Consider the following 18,357-nt stretch of genomic DNA (forward strand, 5'->3'; position numbering starts at 1 on the left):
ATGACGGCCTTGGCTCCCCGCTGGCCGGACGCGAAGCGCGCGTGCGTCGCGCTCGCGTTCGATCTCGACGGCCCGACCGGCGACGCGATGCTGAACGGGTCGATCTGGCGCAACCCCGCGTATTTCACGCTCGGCAGCTACGGGCCATGGCGCGCGCTCGGCCGGCTGCTCGACGTGCTCGCGTCGTTCGACCTGCCCGCGACGTTCTTCGTGCCCGCGTGGGTTGCGCGGACCTGGCCCGCGCAATGCGCGGCGATCGTCGAGCGCGGACACGAGATCGGTTATCACGGCTACCGGCACGAAGCGTTCTGGACGCTCGAACCCGAACGGCAGCGCGAGATCATGGCGCAGTCGGCCGAGGTGCTCTACCGCACGCTCGGTGTGCGGCCAGTCGGCTTCCGCACGCCGTCCGGCGATTGGAGCGCGGCGACCGTGAGCGTGCTGCGCGAAGCCGGCGTGCGCTATTCGAGTTCGATGCGCGGCGACGATCGTCCCTATCTGCTGCCCGGCGCCGACGGCGAGCCGTCACTTGTCGAGATTCCCGGCCGCTGGGAGACCGACGATTACGCGTCGCTCGCGTATCACCGCAATCCCGACTATCCGCCCGGGCTCGACCGGATCGCCGGCTACGATGCGACGCTCGACAACTGGACGCGCGAATTCGACGGCATATACCGCGAAGGGCTGTGCCTGACGACGCTGCTGCATCCGAAAGTCTGCGGCAAGCCCGGTCGCCTCGCACTGCTCGAAGCGTGGTTCGAACACATGTGCGCGCGGGACGGCGTCTGGTTCGCGCGCTGTCGCGAAGTGGCCGACTGGTGGCTCGCGCAGCACGCGCACAACACGCAACCGACGCAACGGAGCAGCCCGTGACGACACTTCCAGCCTGGCCGGACGGCGCGCGCTGCGCGGTCGCGATCACGGTCGACTTCAACGACATACACGGTATCCAGACACGCGAGCCGCGCATCGTCGGCCGCGAGAAATCGCTGTCTGTGTGGCGTTACGGCGCGATGCGCGGCGTCGACCGGCTGCTCGATGCGTTCGATGCGTCCGGTGTGCCCGCAAGCTGGTTCGTCCCGGGCATCGTCGCCGAAACGCATGCGCACGCCGTACGCGAGATCGCCGCTGCCGGCCATGAACTCGGCGTGAGCGGCTATCGCTGCGAAGACTTCGACGCGCTGCCGCTCGCCGCGCAGATCGACGCGTGCCGCACCGGGCGCGCGGCGCTTGCGGACACGATCGGCCGCGACGTGGAAGGTTTTCGCTCGTTCACCGGCAACTGGGCCGAGGGCTTCGCAGACTGGCTCGTCGCGGCAGGCTTCACGTGGTCGTCGTCGTGGCGCGGAGACGATCTGCCGTACGTGCATCCGCGCGGCGACGACCGCGCGGACGGCGCGCGGCTCGTCGAGCTGCCGCTGCACTACGAGCTCGAGGACGAGCCGTACTTCGAGTTCAACCTGTCGCCGCCGGTGCCGGCCGGCCAGCCGCGCATCGCGGCGTACCGTGACGTACTCGACAACTGGCGGCGAGACGTCGACGCGTTTCGCCGCTTCGGGCTGTGCTGCGTGCTGCGCCTGCATCCCGAGATCATCGGCACCGCGGGGCGCATCGACTTGCTGCGCGCGTTGCTCGCTCATCTGCGCGACGCGGGCGACGTATGGTTCGCGACCGGGCGCGACATCGCGCGCTGGTGGCGTGCCCGGATGCCCGTCAATCCGCCGGGCCATCCGGTCGACGTGTTCGCGCATTGTCTGGCGGACGAATCGGCGCGATGAAGACGGGGACGCAAACGCGCGCCACGCGGCTCGCGGCGTTCGTCGCGCAGACGGCCGCCGATGCGTTGCCGGACGACGTCGTCGCGAAGGCCAAGCGTCATGTGCTCGACACGTTCGGCGCGGCGCTGGCGGGTACGTTCGCGGCCGAGACGCGCAGTGCGCGGGCGCTGACCGGCACGGTCGAGCGCGGCGGCACACCGCTGTGGGGTACTCGACGAGCCGCGGGCGCGCGCGATGCGGCGTTCGTGAACGGAATCGCCGCGCACGCGCTCGAACTCGACGATTCCGGCGGCTGCGATCATTCGGGCGCGGTCGTGATGCCGGCCGTGCTCGCCGCGCTGTCGTGTGCGCAACGCCCGGTGACCGGCCGGGAATGCGTGGCCGCGATCGTGCTCGGCTACGACGTCGGCCGGCGCGTGCTCGAGGCGGCTGGCGGCTACGCGGCGCACAACGGGGCCGGCTGGCACTCGACGCTCAGTTGCGGCGTGTTCGGCGCGGCGGCGGCAAGCGCACGCGTGCTCGGGCTCGACGCCGCGCGCACGCGCGACGTGCTCGGTCATGCGGCGAGTTTCTCCGGTGGCTTGTGGGGCTTCATCCATGACGGATCGCAGACGAAGCGGCTGCATGCCGGCCGCGCGGCGGAAGGGGGCGTGCTCGCGGCGCTGCTGGCACGCGAAGGCGTGAGCGGCCCGGCCAGTGTGTTCGACGACGTCTGGGGCGGCTTCTTCAACACGTTCGCCGCGCAATCGCATGCGCCCGACGCATTGACCGACGGCCTCGGCGTGCACTGGAAGCTGATGCGCTGCTCGATCAAGCCGCACGCGTCGTGCCGCAGCGCGCATGCGGCGGTCGACGCGGCGCTGCAGCTTGCCGAAGGTCGCACGTTCGAGGCCGGCGACATCGAGCGGGTGGTCGTGCGGACGAGCGCATTCGTCGCCCGGATGTGCGGCGGCCGCGACCTGTCGACACTGTCGTCGTCGCAGATGAGCCTGCCGTATGCGGTTGCGGCCGCGCTCGCGTTCGGCGACACGGGGATCGGTGCCTATCGCGACGACAGGCGCACGGATTCGCGCGTCACGGCGCTGCTCGCGCGCATCGCGATCGAGGTCGATCCGGCGCTCGGCGATCTCGACGAGCCGACCGTGATCCTGCATCGCGAGGACGGGCGGCGGGAATCGCGTCACGTGCCGATCGCGCTCGGCGATCCGCGCAATCCGCTGTCCGATGCGGCGCTGCTGGCGAAGTTTCGTGCGCTGGCGGGCATCGCGCTCGCCCCGGCGCAGGCCGATGCGTTGAGCGACGCATGCCTGTCGCTGGAGCGGTTGTCGGACGCGCGGGTGTTGAACGCGTTGCTCGCGGCCGATGAAGGCGATTCACCTAACACGCCGAAATTCCGCCCATAACTCGTCGTTTCCGGAAACGTTCCTTGTCGGTTCCGCACTAATTCACGCGCCGCTCCGGTCGTTATCGAGGCATCGGTCTCGCACGTGCCGCCTTCGATCGGCTGGACACGCATGCGTCGCATGCAACGGTTTCGTGCTCAACGCTTCCCTCATCATGATCAGGAATTTCAGCATTCGCGTCCGGCTGGCGCTGGCGATGGGTTTTCTCGGCGTGCTGCTCGTCATCGGCGGCATCATCGGCGTGATTGGCGTGGCGATAAGCAACGACGATGTGAAGACGCTGTATTCCGACCGGCTCGCATCGTCGGAGGCGCTTGGGCAGGCGAATGTCGCGCTGTCGAGAACCCGTCTATGGCTGTATCGCATCGCGCTCGATCCGGACAGCCCCGACGTGCCGCAGGAAACCGCGACATCCCGTGAACTGCTCGCCGCGTCGAAGAAGGCGTGGGACGCGTATCGCGCGTTGCGGCTCTCCGGCCCCGAAGAAGCGCGCCGCGCGGCCGACGCGAACACGAAGTTCAACGCGCTCGTCGAGAAGGGCCTCGAACCGATGTTCGGCGCCATTGCCGCGCACGATCCCGCGAAAATCCCCGACGTCTGGCGGCACATACCGCCGTCGCTGTTCATCGACGTCTCCGACGCGATGGACGCGCTCGGCCGCATCCAGATCACGGCCTCGCGGGTGACGTTCGATGCCGCGCAGGCTCGTTTCCACTGGTTCGTCGGCATCGCGATCGCCGGCATCCTGGTCGCGCTCGGCGCAGCCGTACTCACGTGGTGGTCGCTTCAGCGCGCGATCGGTGCGCCGCTTGCGCACGCACTCAATCATTTCAGCGCGATTGCCGGTGGCGACCTGACGACGCGGATCGACGTCGATTCGACCGACGAGATGGGGCAACTGATGACCGGCTTGCGGGCGATGCAAGGCAAGCTGCTGCAGACGATTCGCGTGGTGCGGGAAGGTTCGCACTCCATCGAGACGGCCGCGCACGAGATCACGGCCGGCAACATGGACCTGTCGCAACGGACCGAAGAGCAGGCCGCGTCGCTTGAGGAAACCGCCGCCTCGATGGAGCAACTGACTTCGACGGTGCGCCAGAATGCCGAGAACGCGAAGCAGGCGAATCAGGTGGTGCACGACGCGGCGTTACTGACCGAAGAGGGCAATCAGGCGGCGCAGGAAGTCGTCAGCACGATGCGCGGTTTGTCGGAGGCGTCGGGCAAGATCGCCGAAATCATCTCCGTCATCGAAGGTATCGCATTCCAGACCAACATCCTGTCGCTGAATGCGGCCGTCGAAGCGGCGCGGGCAGGCGAGCAGGGACGCGGATTCGCGGTCGTCGCAGGCGAAGTGCGATCGCTCGCGCAACGCAGCGCCACGGCGTCCCGGGAGATCAAGGAACTCATCACGGATTCGCTGAGACGCGTCGAGACCGGTGCGCGACAGGTCGATCGCGCGACCGGGACGATGTCGGAGATCCTGACGTCGGTGCAACGCGTGCACGTGCTGATGGGCGAGATTGCCGCCGCGTCCGACGAGCAGTCCAGAGGCATCGAACAGGTGAATCAGGCGGTGACGCAAATGGATCAGGTGACGCAGCAGAACGCGGCGCTGGTTCAGCAGGCGTCGGCGGCCGCGCTGTCGCTGAGGGAGCAGGCGGGGCAGCTGGAGGCGACCGTCTCGGTCTTTCGGATCGGGGCCTCGCAGATCGTTGCGTAAACCCGGGCGACCGGTCACCGGAGGCAGCCTATAATCGTTACCAGCTTGTCCAGGAAATCGCGGTTACCAGGGTGAGGGGTGTCCAAATGGGACAGTGCCGTCGCATCTATTCGCGCTTCGTGCTCACAAGCTGGATCGCCGGTCTGGCGATTCTGGCCGGCCCAGGCCACGTGCACGCCGAGGACAGTCCGTCGAGCTTGCCGACCGATGTCAAGCAATCTGAAAGAAAGCTCAACGTCTATGCCGTGTATGGCGACGGACGCGCGACCGAGGGTGGCGACATGCATTGGCGCGCCTACGAAGTCGGCTTCGGCGACGTCCTGAATGACTACCTCTCGGTCTACCTCGCGTATGTGAACGAGGGACATCCCCTGGATCACCACCGTGACGGCTTCGCCGCCCTGGGTTCGTTTCGTTGGCCGCTCGGCAGTCGCGTGGCGCTCGAATTCTCGGCGGGACCGTATTTCAGCATGGACACAACGCATGTCGACAACGAGGTGCGTAACGAAAAGCGATGGGGCGTACGTGCGTCGGCAGCGGTGCGGTATTACGTCGTTCCCAACCGCTTCTTCCTCAAGGTCCAGTACAACCACGTCCAGATGATTGGCGGATTCAATTCCGACGCGGTGCTCTTCGGCATCGGCTCGGATTTCGGCGGCGATCCCGGCCCCGCGTTTTCGGACGGCAAGACGCAGGTTAGCGTTTGGGCCGGCACGTCGCAGACGAATCGTCCTCAAGTGCCGATCGAGAAAGGGTATATGGTCGAAGTCAAGCGGCCGCTCGGCAATGCGTGGGCCTATTCGGCGAGCTTCGTCTACGAGGGCAATAATGGCGTCGCCGGTCGAAGAGGTGTGGCGGCGCAACTCTGGTACGTCGCGCCGATCAGGAGCAAATGGACGCTTTCGGCAGGCGTAGGTCCGTATCTCTCGCGTGATCGGGACGAAGCCTCGAGCAAGACGAGACTCAATGCCTTGCTCAGCGCGCAGGTGACGTATCAGGTCACGAATGACTGGGCTGCGAGCTTGCGCTTCAATCGTGTCGCAACCGGCAACGACAAGGATCAGGACATGTTCATGGTCGGGGTGGCGCGGAATTTCTAGGCGCGGTGAATGCAGGTTCGCTGTGTTGCGATTTGAGTTGACATAATGCTGATGATCATCGGCTTGGATGTAGTAGCTTTTTAGAAATGTCGCATTTGGACCTCGGTAAGCCTATTCAGGCCGTGGCGGATTTGGGCCTGAAGCCTGACCGCACGGCAGAACGGCTGGCCGTCGTGTCATGCATCGCGTATGACGCCCATCCACCTTCCACCGCTTCACGCCGACGCCACCAACGCATTGAACGACGTATCCCAGAACGGCGCGACATTCGCCGGACCATCCAGCACGCCGATCCGCGCGAACACGTCCGCGACCTGCTGATGCTGCGCGACCACGTCGGACGTCACGGGCAGCAGCGCGTAGTCGTCGCTGCGCTGGGCGAACATCGCGGAGAGATCGGCGACCGGCACACGCGTCTCGCCGTTCTGCACGCGCGCATACGCATCGAAGTGCCCGTTCGCCCATGCATAAGCACGCTGGAGCCGCAGCAACAGATCGCCAGTCGCCGCGCGCCGGCGCGGATCGTCGAGCGTGCGCGGATTCGCATAGACCGGGAAATTGCCGGACAGATAGCCCTTGCCCGTCTTCAGCACGCGGGCGCCATACCGATTGCGCGCGAGCTGGCCGTTGTAGCCGTAGATGGCCCACGCATCGAGATCGCCGCGATCGTACGCGGACAGCCCGTCGGTCGGCGACAGGTTGATCGGATGGATGTCGTCGAACCCGAGACCGGCCTCCGCGAGCTGCCGGTACAGGAAATAGTGCGACGTCGTCGCGCGCACGTACCCGACGCGCTTGCCCTTCAAGTCCGCGATGCTGCGGATCGGCGTTTCCTTGCGCGCGAGCGTGACCTGGTTGTTCAGGTCTTCGCGCGTGCGCGAGATGAACCGGACGCTGGCCTTCTGCCGCGCGGCGAATACCGCAGGAATCTCGCTGCCCGAGCCGATGTCGAGTGCATCCGCGTTCAGCGCCTCGATGTGCAGCACGCCGTTGTTGAGCTCGCGCCACTCGATCCGGTACGGCGTGTCGCTTAGCCCGGCCGCTTGCAGCAACGCACGCCAGCCGCCCTTGTAGGTCGCGACACGCAACGTGGTGCCGGCCAGATCGGTGCTGGCGGCCGGCGCGGCAAGCGCGACCCGCGCGATTACAGATGACGTCGCGAGCGCGGCGCCGGCGAACAGCAGGCGGCGGCGCGCCGCCGAAGTTGGCGCCATCGAATGCTCCTTTCGATTCAAGGAAAATGGAAAAAGGAAGCCGCCGCGCGCGACGGCCGACGTGCGTCAATGCACCGCCGGGAAGCCGTGGCGCTCGGCCAGCAGGTCGAGAATCCGGCGCGGATCGGTGACGAAGCGCACCGCGCCGAGCGTTTGCGCATCGTCCGGGGCCGGTTGCGCGCTGCCGAGCACGAGCACCGGCAGGCCCTGATGCGCGTCGTCGAGCGCGTCGATCACCGCGTGCCGCGGCCGTTCGAAACCGACGCGGCGCACGTCGACACGGTCGACCCGATCGGGCGCGCTCGCGAGCAGCCCTTCGATCGCCAGTCCATGCGGACAGACGAAGTGTCGCCCCGGATACTTCGGATCGGCAAAGCCCGGTTCCAGCAGAAACAGCACATCCCGACTCATTTCACACGGCTCCCTTGTTCACGGTTCGGCCGGCATGCACGCACACTGCATGCATGGCGCCCGGCGCAGGCCGGATCACGGCCGGATGCCCGACTCTACCGCCTCGCATCGTGCGGCCCTACGAACATTTTGCGGAATCGATATGCCGGCGCGCATACCGCATCTGCCGTGCGCCTCACAGTGCCGCGTTGCGTAAACACATCGTCAGCGAGACGAACTTCGGCGCGGCATCGAACGATTTCATCGATCGATATGGGCGCGAGCGCACGTTGCGGTCGCCCGGCGTTTGCCATCGATACCAATGCGTTCGCCGCAGCAAGCGAGCCGGACGCGATCGTGGCGCGTGCGCCGGGCGGGCATCGACGCGCATTGCAATCCGTTCGCGCAGCGAATTGCAAAGTACGGAACGAGTGTTCGCCGACCACGCCGAAGTCAATAGCATCGTGATCCTCGCAGACGTACCCATAAAAACAGAGGATATTCATGATCAAGAAATCGGTAGTCCTGGGTTTGGTTTCGATCGGTTCCATCGGCGCGCATGCGCAGAGTTCCGTCACGTTGTACGGCGTCGTCGACGCCGGGCTCGCCTATACGAACAACCAGGGCGGCGCGAGCAACATCCAGCAGACGAGCGGCAAGCTGAGCGGCAGCCGCTGGGGCCTCAAAGGCAGCGAGGATCTCGGCGGCGGCCTGCAGGCGGTGTTCACGCTTGAAGGCGGATTCCGGCCGAGCGACGGCGGGCTCGGTCAGGGCGGCCGCCTGTTCGGCCGCTCCGCGTACGTCGGCCTGAACCAGGCCGGCCTCGGCACGCTGACGTTCGGCCGCCAGTACGAGCCGATCACCGACCTCGTCGCGCCGTACTCGGGTTCCGGCTTCTGGTCGCCGGCAACCCACGTCGGCGACAACGACAACCTGAACCAGAGCTTCCGCATCAACAACGCGGTGAAGTTCCGCAGCGCTACGATCGCCGGCTTCACGGCCGATGTGCTCTACGCCTTCAGCAACCAGGCGAACGGTGGCGCAGGCACCGGCTTCCCGAACAACAACGCATGGGGCGTGTCGGCGAACTACGTGAACGGCCCGTTCTCGGTCGGCGCGGGCTACGTGCGGCTGAATCACCCGAACGCGACGTCGAACACGAGTGGCGCGGTGGGCGGCGCGACCACGACGACCGGCAACGACTACAGCGGCGCATTCTTCTACGGGCTGAACGGCGGCGTGCGCAAGCAACAGATCGGCGTCGCGGGCGCGAACTACGCGCTGGGCCGCGCGACGCTCGGCTTCGCGTGGAGCCATACGCAACTCGACTATGTCGACGGCTCGTCGCGCAAGTTCAACAACTACGATGTAAACGGGCGCTACCAGATCACGCCGGCGGCAACGCTCATCGGCGTCTACACGTTCACCGACGGACGCGCGAGCGGCTTGCCAGGCACCGGCGGCCAGACGCTGAAGCCGCGCTGGCACCAATTCACGCTCGGGTTCGACTATGCGCTGTCGAAGCGCACCGACATCTATCTGTCCGGCATCTACCAGCTCGCGGCTGGCGATGCGAGCACCGCGACGTCGGGCGGCTATCGCAAGATCGCGGCGATCTCGAACATCGGCAGCGCGTCGTCGACGAACCGTCAGGTCGCGGTCGTCAGCGGGTTGCGCGTGAAGTTCTGAACGTGCGTGCAACGTGACACGCGCGCGGCGCGATAAGCAAAGCGGGAATCGTTGTTTGTCGCGCCGCGCCCGGTTGCCGACAATGTCCGTTTTTCCGGATGCTGCCGCGCCACGCGCGGCATGGCTTCGCCGATGACCGATAACGCTTCCCGCCCACACCGCACCGGGCGCCGCACGGCACTGCGCCAGCTCGCCGGCGGCTGGGCCGCCGCGCTGCTGCCGGCAGGCGGCGCGCTCGCGAGCCAGACGCTCGCGCCGCTCGACATCCCGCCGTGGACGCGCACGCCGGGCGCACCATTGCTGTCGCCGCCGTACGGCGTGCCGGGCGAGCACGAACGCGACGTGATTCGCCGCAGCGCGCGCTCGCCTGCCCTGCCCGGCTCCGGCTCCTCGATGACGCCGCTCGCCGACCTGTTCGGCGACATCACGCCGAACGGCCTCGTGTACGAACGCCATCATGCGGGCGTGCCCGATATCGACGCGCAGCGCCATCGCGTGGTCGTGCACGGGCTCGTGCGCGAGCCGCGCGTCTTTACGATCGACGACCTGCTGCGCTTTCCGTCCGAATCGCGCATCCACTTCCTCGAATGCTCGGGCAACACCGGCAGCGAATGGAACGGCCCGAGCGGGCTGCCGGTCCAGTTCACGCACGGGCTGCTGTCATGCTGCGAATGGACCGGCGTGCGGCTGTCGACGTTGCTCGACGAAACCGGCATCGACCCGGCCGCGCAATGGCTGCTCGCGGAAGGCGCGGACGGCGCGGCGATGACGCGCAGCCTGCCGCTCGACCGCATTCTCGAGCGCGCGCTCGTCGTCTATGCGCAGAACGGCGAGCGGCTGCGCCCCGAGAACGGTTATCCGGTGCGGCTGATCGTGCCGGGCTTCGAAGGCAACACGAACATCAAGTGGCTGCGGCGGTTGAAGCTGGTACGCGCGCCGGAGATGACCCGCGAGGAAACGTCGAAGTACACGAGCCTGCTGCCAAACGGATGCGCGCGCCAGTTCGTGTTCGAGATGGACGCGAAATCGGTGATCACGCGGCCGTCCGCCGGCCACCGGCTCGCGTCGCATGGCTACTACCCGATCAGCGGCTATGCATGGTCGGGGCGCGGCCGGATTCGCGCGGTCGACGTGTCGATCGACGGCGGCCGCACGTGGCGCGCCGCGCGGCTCGCCGGCGACGTGCGCGATCGCGCGCTGACGCGCTTCGAGGCCGACTGGGTCTGGAACGGCGAGCCGGCCGACCTGCAAAGCCGCGCAACCGACGAAACGGGCTACATGCAGCCGACCCGCGACGCGCTCGTCGCCGCACGCGGCGTCAATTCGCAATACCACTACAACGGCATCCAGAACTGGCATGTCGGCGCGGACGGCGAGGTGCGCAATGCGTAGGCCGCTTGCACGTCTGCTCGCGTCGTACGCCGTCGTGTCGGCCGCGATCGCCACGATCGCGTTGCCGGCCCTCGGCGCCGGCTTCGGTCTCGGTCAGCCGATCGACCGCGCGGCGATCGCGGCCTGGGACATCGACGTCGCGCCCGACGGCAACGGCCTGCCGCGCGGCGCGGGCACCGTCGCGCGCGGCGCGCACGTGTTCGCGGACAAATGCGCGATGTGTCACGGCGCCGGCGGCCAGGGCGGCGTCGGTGATCCGCTCGTCGGCGGCAGCGGTTCGCTCGCCGGTGCCAAGCCGAAGAAAACGGTCGGCAGCTATTGGCCTTATGCGACGACGCTGTTCGATTACGTCCGCCGCGCGATGCCGTACAACGCGCCGCAATCGCTGAGCGCAGACGACGTCTATGCGGTCACCGCATACGTGCTGCACCTGAACGGCATCGTGCCCGACGACGCGACGCTCGACGCGCGCACGCTGCCGCGCATCCAGATGCCGAACCGCGACGGCTTCGTGCCCGACCCGCGGCCGGGGCGGATGTGACGCGACACGACGTATGTGCCGGCATGCCGGAAACCAGTGCGTGCCGACTGCCGACACGGTACGCGCAATGCTTTCGCTCGACGCCGGCGCGCGTCGCATGGAGCCCATCTTGACCGACACTTCCGACCTCGCCCGGGCCGACGCCGGGTTCACGCCGACGCCGTTCGTCGACGTCCGCTCACCGGCCGATTTCCCCGATAGCCCCGCGTCGCGCGTGCTCGCGCAGCCGCTGATGCTCGGCCTGTTCCTGCCGATCCAGGCCGGCGGCTGGAGCGCATCGACGCTGCCGCGCACGACCGACTGGACGTTCGATTACAACGCCGCGCTCGTCGCACGCGCCGAGGCGCTGGGCTTCGATCTCGTGTTCGCGCTGTCGCAGTGGCTGCCGAAAGGCGGCTACGGCGGCGTATTCGACGGCCACGCACTCGACTCGTTCATGACGCTGGCGGCGCTCACCGCGCGCACCGAGCGGATCATCCTCGTCGCGACGAGCCACGTGCTGTACGGTCCGTGGCATCCGCTGCATTTCGCGAAGTTCACGGCGACGCTCGACCACATCTCGCGCGGACGCTGGGGCATCAACGTCGTGACCGGCCACCGGGCGATCGAACACGAGATGTTCGGCTGGAACCGGATCGAGCACGACCGACGCTACGAAATGGCCGCCGAATTCGTCGATGCGGTCAGTCAGTTGTGGGCGCAACCGGACAATTTCAGCTACGCGCCCGCGCTGTCGAGCTGGCGGCTCTCGGGCGCGTTCGTCACGCCGAAGCCGCAATACGGCCGCCCGCTGCTGATCAACGCGACGGGCTCCGATGCGGGCATCGATTTCGCGGCCCGCTATTCGGACATCGTGTTCGTCACGAGCCCCGCCGGCCCGGACGTCGATCTCGCGCTCGACGCACTGCCCGCGCATACGGCCCGCGTGAAGGCGGCCGCGGCCGCGCGCGGCCGGACGATCCGCACGCTGCTCAACCCGCTCGTGATCTGCCGCGAAACGGCGGCGGAAGCGCGCGCGTATCGCGATGCGATCGTCGCGCATGCGGACGAAGGGAGTTTTCACCGCTTCGACAGCGATGCCCATGCGTGGCGCGGCGGCTTCAAGCACCGCTCGCAGGCGGCCGCGCGCGCGATCGGCGGCAACATCTCGATCACGGGCTCGCCCGACGAAGTCGCCGATTACATCGTGCGGCTGCATCGGGCCGGCATCGACGGCATTCAGCTGAGCTTCTACGACTTCAAGCCGGATCTCGATTTCTTCGGCGCGCGCGTGCTGCCGCTGCTGCGCGAAGCGGGCCTGAGGCGCTGAGTTCAGGCAACCGGGGCCCTCGAATCCGCAGACGCCGCCACCGCCGGGGAAGTGGCAAATGCGCGCCGCGCAGGCCGCCGCAGCCCGAGATGATCGCGCAGCGTGCGGCCCGCGTAGTCGCTGCGAAACAGCCCGCGCCGACGCAGCTCCGGCAGCACGAGTTCGATGAAATCGTCGAGGCCGCCGGGCAACGTCGGCGCCATCACGTTGTAGCCGTCCGCGCCGTACTGCACGAAGCGCTCCTCGAGCGCATCGACGATCTGCTCCGGTGTGCCGACGAGTTGCCAATGACCGCGCGCACCCGCGACCCGCAGATAGAGTTCGCGTATCGTCAGGTTCTCGCGGCGCGCGAGGTCCAGCGTCAGCGTCTGCCGGCTCTTGCTCGCATTGGTTTCCGGCAACGGCGGGATCGGGCCGTCGAGCGGATAGCCGGACAGATCGACGCCGCCCGTCAGCCCCGACACGAGCGCGAGCCCGACCTTCGGGTCGATCAGTGCCTGCAGCGCGTCGAATTTTTCCTTCGCTTCGCTTTCGGTGCGGCCAACCACCGGAAAGACGCCGGGCATGATCTTCAGCGAGTCGGGGTCGCGCCCGAACGCGGCAAGCTGCCCTTTCACGTCCGCGTAGAACGCGATCGCGTCGTCGAGCGTCTGCTGCGCGGTGAAGATCACCTCGGCCGTGCGCGCGGCCAGTCGCGTGCCGGCCGACGACGACCCGGCCTGCACGACGACCGGATGGCCCTGCGGCGCGCGCGCAACGTTCAGCGGCCCGCGCACCTGGAAGAACCGGCCGCGATGATCGAGCACGTGGCGTTTGTCGGGATCGAAGAAGCGGCCACTCGCGCGATCGCGCACGAATGCGTCGTCGTCCCAGCTGTCCCACAGCCCGCGCACGACGTCGGCGAATTCCTCCGCGCGCGCATAGCGTTCGCCATGCTCGAAATGCGCATCGCGGTTGAAGTTGCGCGCCTCGTGCACGCTCGACGACGTGACGAGGTTCCAGCCCGCACGGCCGCCGCTGATGTGGTCGAGTGACGCGAACTTGCGCGCGATATGGAACGGCTCGTTGAAGCTCGTCGACGCGGTGCCGACGAGGCCGATCCGTTCGGTGACGGCCGCGAGCGCCGACAGCAGCGTCAGCGGCTCAAACTGCGCGACGTAGCTGTGCGCGGTGCGGCTCAGGAACTCGACGTCGTCGCCGCGCGTGCCGACGCCGTCCGCGAGGAACACGAGATCGAACTTCGCGGCCTCCGCCGCCTGCGCAAGCCTGACGTAGTGACGAAAATCGACGCCGGCGTCCGCGTGCGAATCCGGATGGCGCCATGCGGCGATGTGATGGCCTGTCGGATACAGGAACGCGCCGAGGTGCAGATGGCCGGTGCGGGTCGTCATCGTGAGGTTTCCCGAAAGTGGGCCGCGGATGCGGCGGAATCAGAACACGCGTCCTTCGGTCAGATGCGTGGTCACGCCGTTCAGGTCGTAGTCGCCGATCACGCGCGCCTTGTGCAGCAGCGGGTTGTGGCTGAAGATCGTGCGCAGGTTGCGCCAGTGGCGATCGAGGTTGTGCACGCGTGCGGTCGCCGATGCGCCGCCGACCTCGAACAGCCGCTCTGCCGCATGCAGCGCGAGCTTGCCGACGATCAGCTGCGTGCGCGCCGTCGCCAGCGCGCTGTCGAGCACGCGTTCGTGCGCATCGGCGTCGCCGGCCTCGATCGCATCGGCGGAGCGGTCGAGCGCCGCCGCGTTGTCGCGCACGAGCGCATCGATCGCGTGGCTGTGCGCGGACAGTTCGCCGACGATCTGCTGAATGAAGTGATCGTCGCGCGCGCTCGGCGCCGGGCTGTGCAGCACCGGCCGGCCGTGCGTCAGCACGTAGCTGCGTGCATCGGCCACCACGTTGCGCACGATGCCCGCGGCCGTCGCGACGAGATGCAGCTGCCGCAGCGCGCCGCAATGGCGGCCGACGAGCGTCGAGCCGTCTCGCGCCGCGACTTCGTCCGCGAGCACTTGCACGTCGTGCAGCAGCAGGCTGCCGCTCGCGGTCATGCGCTGGCCCATGCCGTCCCAGTCGTCGAGCACCTGCACGCCGTCGCGCGCGACCGGGATGATCACGGCGAGCGCGTCGCCCTGCTCGTTCTCGACGTTGATGCGCGCGAAATCGGCAAACGCGGTGCCCGTCGAATAGTATTTGCGGCCCGTTACGCGGTAGTGATCTCCGTCACGCCGCAGCACGGTCGTGTTCTCGCCCGGGCGCGACGTGCCGCGCTCGGTCGACGCACCGCCGAAGATCGCGCCACCGAGCACGCGCTCGAGCTGCACGTCGTTGAACGCCGTGCGCGGCGACAACCGCAGCGTCTCGGTCTGGTCGTAGTGGATGCGCAGCGCGTGCGCGAGATTCGAATCGGCGGCCGCCAGCGTCGCGATCGTATCGAACAGGTCGACCAGCGTGCCGCCCAGCCCGCCGCGCTCGACCGGAATCCGCAGCGCGCCCAGCGCCGAGCGCCGGAAGATCGCGAAGCCTTCGAACGGCAGTTCGCGGCGCGCCTCGCGCTGTGCGGCATCCTGCCCAATCGCGGTCGCAAGATCGGGCAGCGCGGCGAGCGCGTCGCGCAATGCGTCGCGCGGATCGACGGCGTCACGGGCAGTCATTCGGCAGGTCCTTGTTCGGGTCGTTCGGGGAACGTCGCGGCAGCGCGCGACGCGGCATCCGTTACACGGCGTACGTTACGCGCCGTCCGCAAGTATAGGGACCCACCCGCTGCGCGTGAAAAGCCGATTTCAGCTTACGTTATGCACGCGCCGGGATTGATCGCGTCCGGACGCCTCAGTGCTGAATGCCCCAGCGCCGCACGGTCGCGCGTTCGAGCGTATCGAACACCAGGTTCTCGACCAGCAGCCCGATCACGATGACGGCCGCGAGGCCCGCGAACACGCGATCCGTATACAGCTCGTTGCGGTTCTGGAAGATGTACCAGCCGAGCCCGCCCTGCCCCGCGCTCGCGCCGAACACGAGCTCGGCGGCGATCAGCGTGCGCCACGCGAAAGCCCAGCCGACACGCAGCCCCGCCAGGATCGACGGCAGGGCGGCCGGCACGAGGATCAGCGCGATCTGGCGCAGACCCGTGAGCCCGTAGTTGCGCCCGGCCATTTTCAGCGTGGCGGGCACGCCGGCGAAGCCGGTGTACATGCTAAGCGCGAGCGGCCACAACACCGCATGCACGAGCACGAACAGCAGGCTGCCGGTGCCGAGCCCGAACCACAGCAGCGCGATCGGCAGCAATGCAATGGACGGCAGCGGATTGAACATCGACGTGAGCATCGTCAGCAGATCGCGACCGATGCGCGTTGACACCGCGAGCGACGTCAGCGCGAACGCCAGCAGCACGCCCAGCGCATAGCCGCGCAGCAGCACCGACATCGAGATGCCGGTCTTGACCAGCAGTTCGCCCGACTCGATGCCTTGCACGAATGCGGCCAGCGTCGCGCCGAAGGTCGGCACGAGCAGGTCGTTCGCGACGATGCGCGCGACGATCTCCCATACGGCGATCAGCACGAGCGCGATGACGCCGCGGCGAAACCACGCGGCACCGGCGATGCGGTGCAGCAGCGGCGCCGGCGCCGCGCGCTCGGCGTCGGGCAGCGTGTCGAGCGTGCGCGTGTATTCGTCGCGCACGGGCGGCAGCGGCGGCAGGGCCGGATCGATCGTGCTCATGATGCGGCGTCCTCCATCGTCGGTACGTGCGGTGCGGCGGTGTCGAACAGCAGGCGATGAATTCGCGCGACGTTGTCGCGGAAGTCGCCGGTGTCGACGTTCTCGAGCGAATGTTCGTGACTGTTGAGCTCCGCGCGCACGCGGCCCGGATGCGGCGACAGCAGCAGAATCCGGTTGCCGACCACGAGCGCCTCCTCGATCGAGTGCGTGACGAACAGCAGCGTGAAGCGGAATTCGTCCCACAGCCGCAGCAGTTCCTCCTGCATCTTGCGGCGCGTGAGCGCGTCGAGCGCGGCGAACGGTTCATCCATCAGCAGGACGCGCGGCTGCATCGCCAGCGCCCGCGCAATCGCGACGCGCTGTTTCATGCCGCCCGACAGCGTATGCGGATACGCATCGGCAAAGGTGCTCAGCCCGACCTTGTCGAGATAGTGCAGCGCGCGCTCGCGTGCTTCGGCACGCGACAGCTTCGCGGCAACGCGCAACGGAAACGCGACGTTCTCGACCACCGTCTTCCACGGCGGCAACTGGTCGAATTCCTGGAACACGACGACGCGGTCGGGGCCCGGCCCGCGCACGGGCCGGCCGTCGAGCGCGATCGACCCCGCGACGGGCTCGATGAAGCCGGCGATCGCCTTCAGCAGCGTCGACTTCCCGCACCCCGACGGGCCGAGCAGCACGAAGCGGTCGCTGCCGTACACGTCGAAGCTCACTTGATGCGTCGCGCGAACGATCCGCGCGCCGCTGCGGTATTCGAGGCTGACCTGGTCGATGGCCAGCAGGCGTTCGCTGTGCGCGCCGGCCGGCGCGGAGTGCGTGGCCGAGCAGTCCTCCGCACGTGTATCGGGCACGACGGACGCGGCCGGCGACGCGCCGCCACGTGCCGCATACGGCGGCAACCAGGTTCGGGGAGAAGTGGCGTTCACGATCGAATCTCTTGCGGGAAAAGCATCAACATACGGCCGGGTATCGTGCGGACCAACCATCGATTGCGCATATCGAAACCGCGCCGACGCATAAGCGTCGATCGCGACGTCGCAACATCGGCGCCGCTCAACTGCCGCCGGCCGTCGCGGGATCGTCGAAGAAATAGTCGCGCCACGACTTCGGTTCGTTGCGGATCGCGCCGGTGCGATGCATGAACTGCGCGAGCGGCAACGTGTTCTGCGGCGCGGTCTTGAACTGCACCTGCGGATTACGCAGGATCTTCAGCAGCAGCGCGCGATCGATCTTCGATCCGTTCACGCGAATATAGGTATCGGCCGCGCGCTCCGGATCGGCCGCGATCTGCCGTGCGGCGTCGGCCAGCGCGGCGACGAACGCGCGATAGGTCTTCGGATTGTCGTTGCGGAATTTCTCGGTCGCGTACAGCACGGTCGCGGAGCTCGGGCCGCCCAGCACGTCATACGAATTCAGCACGATATGCGCGTTCGGATTGCCGGCGAGTTCCTGCTCCTGGAACGGCGGATTGCCGAAGTGGCCGGTGATCACGTTGCTGTTCGCGAGAATCGCGGCCGTCGCGTCGGGATGCGGAATCGCCTGCGTGAGCGCGTCGAGCTTGTCGAACTGCTTGTCGCCCCACTGCTTCGCAGCGGCATACTGCAGCACGCGCGACTGCACCGACACGCCGACCGCCGGCACCGCGATGCGGTCCTTCGCGCTCAGGTCGGCGATCGTCTTCACGTTCGGGTTGCTGCTCACGAGGTAGTACGGAAAATTGCCGAGCGACGCAACGCCCTTCACGTTCTGCCGGCCGCGCGTGCGGTCCCACACGGTCAAGAGCGGCCCGACGCCCGCGCCCGCGATGTCGACCGCGCCGGACAGCAGCGCGTCGTTCACGGCCGCGCCGCCGGACAGCCGCACCCAGTCAACCTTGATGTCGAGGCCGGCCTTGCGCCCTTCCTTCTCGATCAGTTGCTGGTCGCGCGCGACGTTCAGCATCAGGTAGACGACGCCGAATTGCTCGGCGATGCGGATGCGGCCCTCCGCGTGCGCGGCGTGCGGGATCACCGCACCCGCGAAGGCGAGCGCGGCGGTGAGCGTGGCCGCCAGCGCGCGGCGCGCCGGCAAAAACGAAAACGACATCGGGACTCCAGTCGGGAAGGGGCTG

At 67.7% G+C, this 18,357-nt stretch carries 17 protein-coding genes; 9 read left to right on the top strand and 8 right to left on the bottom strand.

Features of this window, described 5'->3' with window-relative positions:
• From WS45_RS17770 to WS45_RS17790, 5 genes are all read left to right on the top strand, one after another.
• Positions 1 to 873, top strand: a complete 873-nt coding sequence (locus tag WS45_RS17770; RefSeq protein ID WP_059700908.1) for a polysaccharide deacetylase family protein — start codon at positions 1 to 3, stop codon at positions 871 to 873.
• Complete coding sequence (locus tag WS45_RS17775) at positions 870 to 1,778, top strand: polysaccharide deacetylase family protein (protein WP_059700909.1); 909 nt, start codon at positions 870 to 872, stop codon at positions 1,776 to 1,778. Before WS45_RS17770 ends, WS45_RS17775 begins: the two co-directional genes overlap by 4 nt.
• A complete protein-coding gene (locus WS45_RS17780) occupies positions 1,775 to 3,181 on the top strand; it encodes an MmgE/PrpD family protein (protein WP_059700910.1) in 1,407 nt (468 codons plus the stop codon). Before WS45_RS17775 ends, WS45_RS17780 begins: the two co-directional genes overlap by 4 nt.
• Before the next feature lie 154 nt (positions 3,182 to 3,335).
• A complete protein-coding gene (locus WS45_RS17785) occupies positions 3,336 to 4,901 on the top strand; it encodes a methyl-accepting chemotaxis protein (RefSeq protein ID WP_059700911.1) in 1,566 nt (521 codons plus the stop codon).
• A gap of 86 nt (positions 4,902 to 4,987) precedes the next feature.
• Positions 4,988 to 6,001 carry a hypothetical protein gene (locus WS45_RS17790; RefSeq protein WP_059700912.1) on the top strand — a complete coding sequence of 338 codons (1,014 nt, stop codon included), beginning with the start codon at positions 4,988 to 4,990 and terminating at the stop codon, positions 5,999 to 6,001.
• Between the two features lie 215 nt (positions 6,002 to 6,216).
• Here WS45_RS17790 and WS45_RS17795 read toward each other — a convergent pair whose 3' ends face one another.
• The 3 genes from WS45_RS17795 to WS45_RS35075 form a co-directional block, all read right to left on the bottom strand.
• Positions 6,217 to 7,215 (bottom strand): ABC transporter substrate-binding protein, encoded by a 999-nt coding sequence (locus WS45_RS17795; protein ID WP_059700913.1) that lies wholly within the window; start codon positions 7,213 to 7,215, stop codon positions 6,217 to 6,219.
• A 66-nt stretch (positions 7,216 to 7,281) separates the two neighbouring features.
• A complete protein-coding gene (locus WS45_RS17800; protein WP_059700914.1) occupies positions 7,282 to 7,626 on the bottom strand; it encodes a DUF3088 domain-containing protein in 345 nt (114 codons plus the stop codon).
• Positions 7,627 to 7,721: 95 nt separating this feature from the next.
• On the bottom strand, positions 7,722 to 8,111 hold the full coding sequence (locus WS45_RS35075) for a hypothetical protein (RefSeq protein WP_156437207.1): 390 nt from the start codon (positions 8,109 to 8,111) through the stop codon (positions 7,722 to 7,724).
• Between WS45_RS35075 and WS45_RS17810 the strand changes: the two genes are divergently transcribed.
• The 4 genes from WS45_RS17810 (at position 8,110) to WS45_RS17825 (ending at position 12,536) form a co-directional block, all read left to right on the top strand.
• Positions 8,110 to 9,294: a porin gene (locus tag WS45_RS17810; protein WP_059700915.1), complete on the top strand. Its 1,185-nt coding sequence runs from the start codon at positions 8,110 to 8,112 to the stop codon at positions 9,292 to 9,294. The two genes, WS45_RS35075 and WS45_RS17810, sit on opposite strands and share 2 nt — an antisense overlap.
• A 132-nt stretch (positions 9,295 to 9,426) precedes the next feature.
• Positions 9,427 to 10,686, top strand: a complete 1,260-nt coding sequence (gene soxC / locus WS45_RS17815; RefSeq protein WP_059701032.1) for a sulfite dehydrogenase — start codon at positions 9,427 to 9,429, stop codon at positions 10,684 to 10,686.
• The gene (locus WS45_RS17820) at positions 10,679 to 11,227 is read left to right on the top strand and encodes a c-type cytochrome (protein ID WP_059701031.1); all 549 of its coding nucleotides are present in this window, start codon (positions 10,679 to 10,681) and stop codon (positions 11,225 to 11,227) included. The genes soxC and WS45_RS17820 overlap by 8 nt, the downstream gene beginning before the upstream one ends.
• A gap of 97 nt (positions 11,228 to 11,324) precedes the next feature.
• Positions 11,325 to 12,536, top strand: coding sequence for an LLM class flavin-dependent oxidoreductase (locus WS45_RS17825; RefSeq protein WP_059690560.1), 1,212 nt, complete (start codon positions 11,325 to 11,327; stop codon positions 12,534 to 12,536).
• A 2-nt stretch (positions 12,537 to 12,538) separates the two neighbouring features.
• Here the strand turns inward: WS45_RS17825 and WS45_RS17830 are convergent, their stop codons facing one another.
• The 5 genes from WS45_RS17830 to WS45_RS17850 form a co-directional block, all read right to left on the bottom strand.
• A complete protein-coding gene (locus WS45_RS17830) occupies positions 12,539 to 13,927 on the bottom strand; it encodes an LLM class flavin-dependent oxidoreductase (RefSeq protein WP_059700916.1) in 1,389 nt (462 codons plus the stop codon).
• A 39-nt stretch (positions 13,928 to 13,966) separates the two neighbouring features.
• Entirely contained in the window at positions 13,967 to 15,184 is a 1,218-nt protein-coding gene (locus tag WS45_RS17835) for an acyl-CoA dehydrogenase family protein (RefSeq protein WP_059700917.1), read from the bottom strand.
• Positions 15,185 to 15,359: 175 nt separating this feature from the next.
• Positions 15,360 to 16,247, bottom strand: a complete 888-nt coding sequence (locus tag WS45_RS17840) for an ABC transporter permease (RefSeq protein WP_059700918.1) — start codon at positions 16,245 to 16,247, stop codon at positions 15,360 to 15,362.
• Positions 16,244 to 17,233, bottom strand: a complete 990-nt coding sequence (locus WS45_RS17845) for an ABC transporter ATP-binding protein (protein WP_059700919.1) — start codon at positions 17,231 to 17,233, stop codon at positions 16,244 to 16,246. The genes WS45_RS17840 and WS45_RS17845 overlap by 4 nt, the downstream gene beginning before the upstream one ends.
• A gap of 67 nt (positions 17,234 to 17,300) precedes the next feature.
• Complete coding sequence (locus tag WS45_RS17850) at positions 17,301 to 18,332, bottom strand: ABC transporter substrate-binding protein (protein ID WP_059700920.1); 1,032 nt, start codon at positions 18,330 to 18,332, stop codon at positions 17,301 to 17,303.
• Positions 18,333 to 18,357: the final 25 nt, after the last annotated feature.

Origin of the sequence: Burkholderia sp. RF2-non_BP3, from assembly GCF_001522185.1 — a bacterium.
Classification (GTDB): domain Bacteria; phylum Pseudomonadota; class Gammaproteobacteria; order Burkholderiales; family Burkholderiaceae; genus Burkholderia; species Burkholderia diffusa.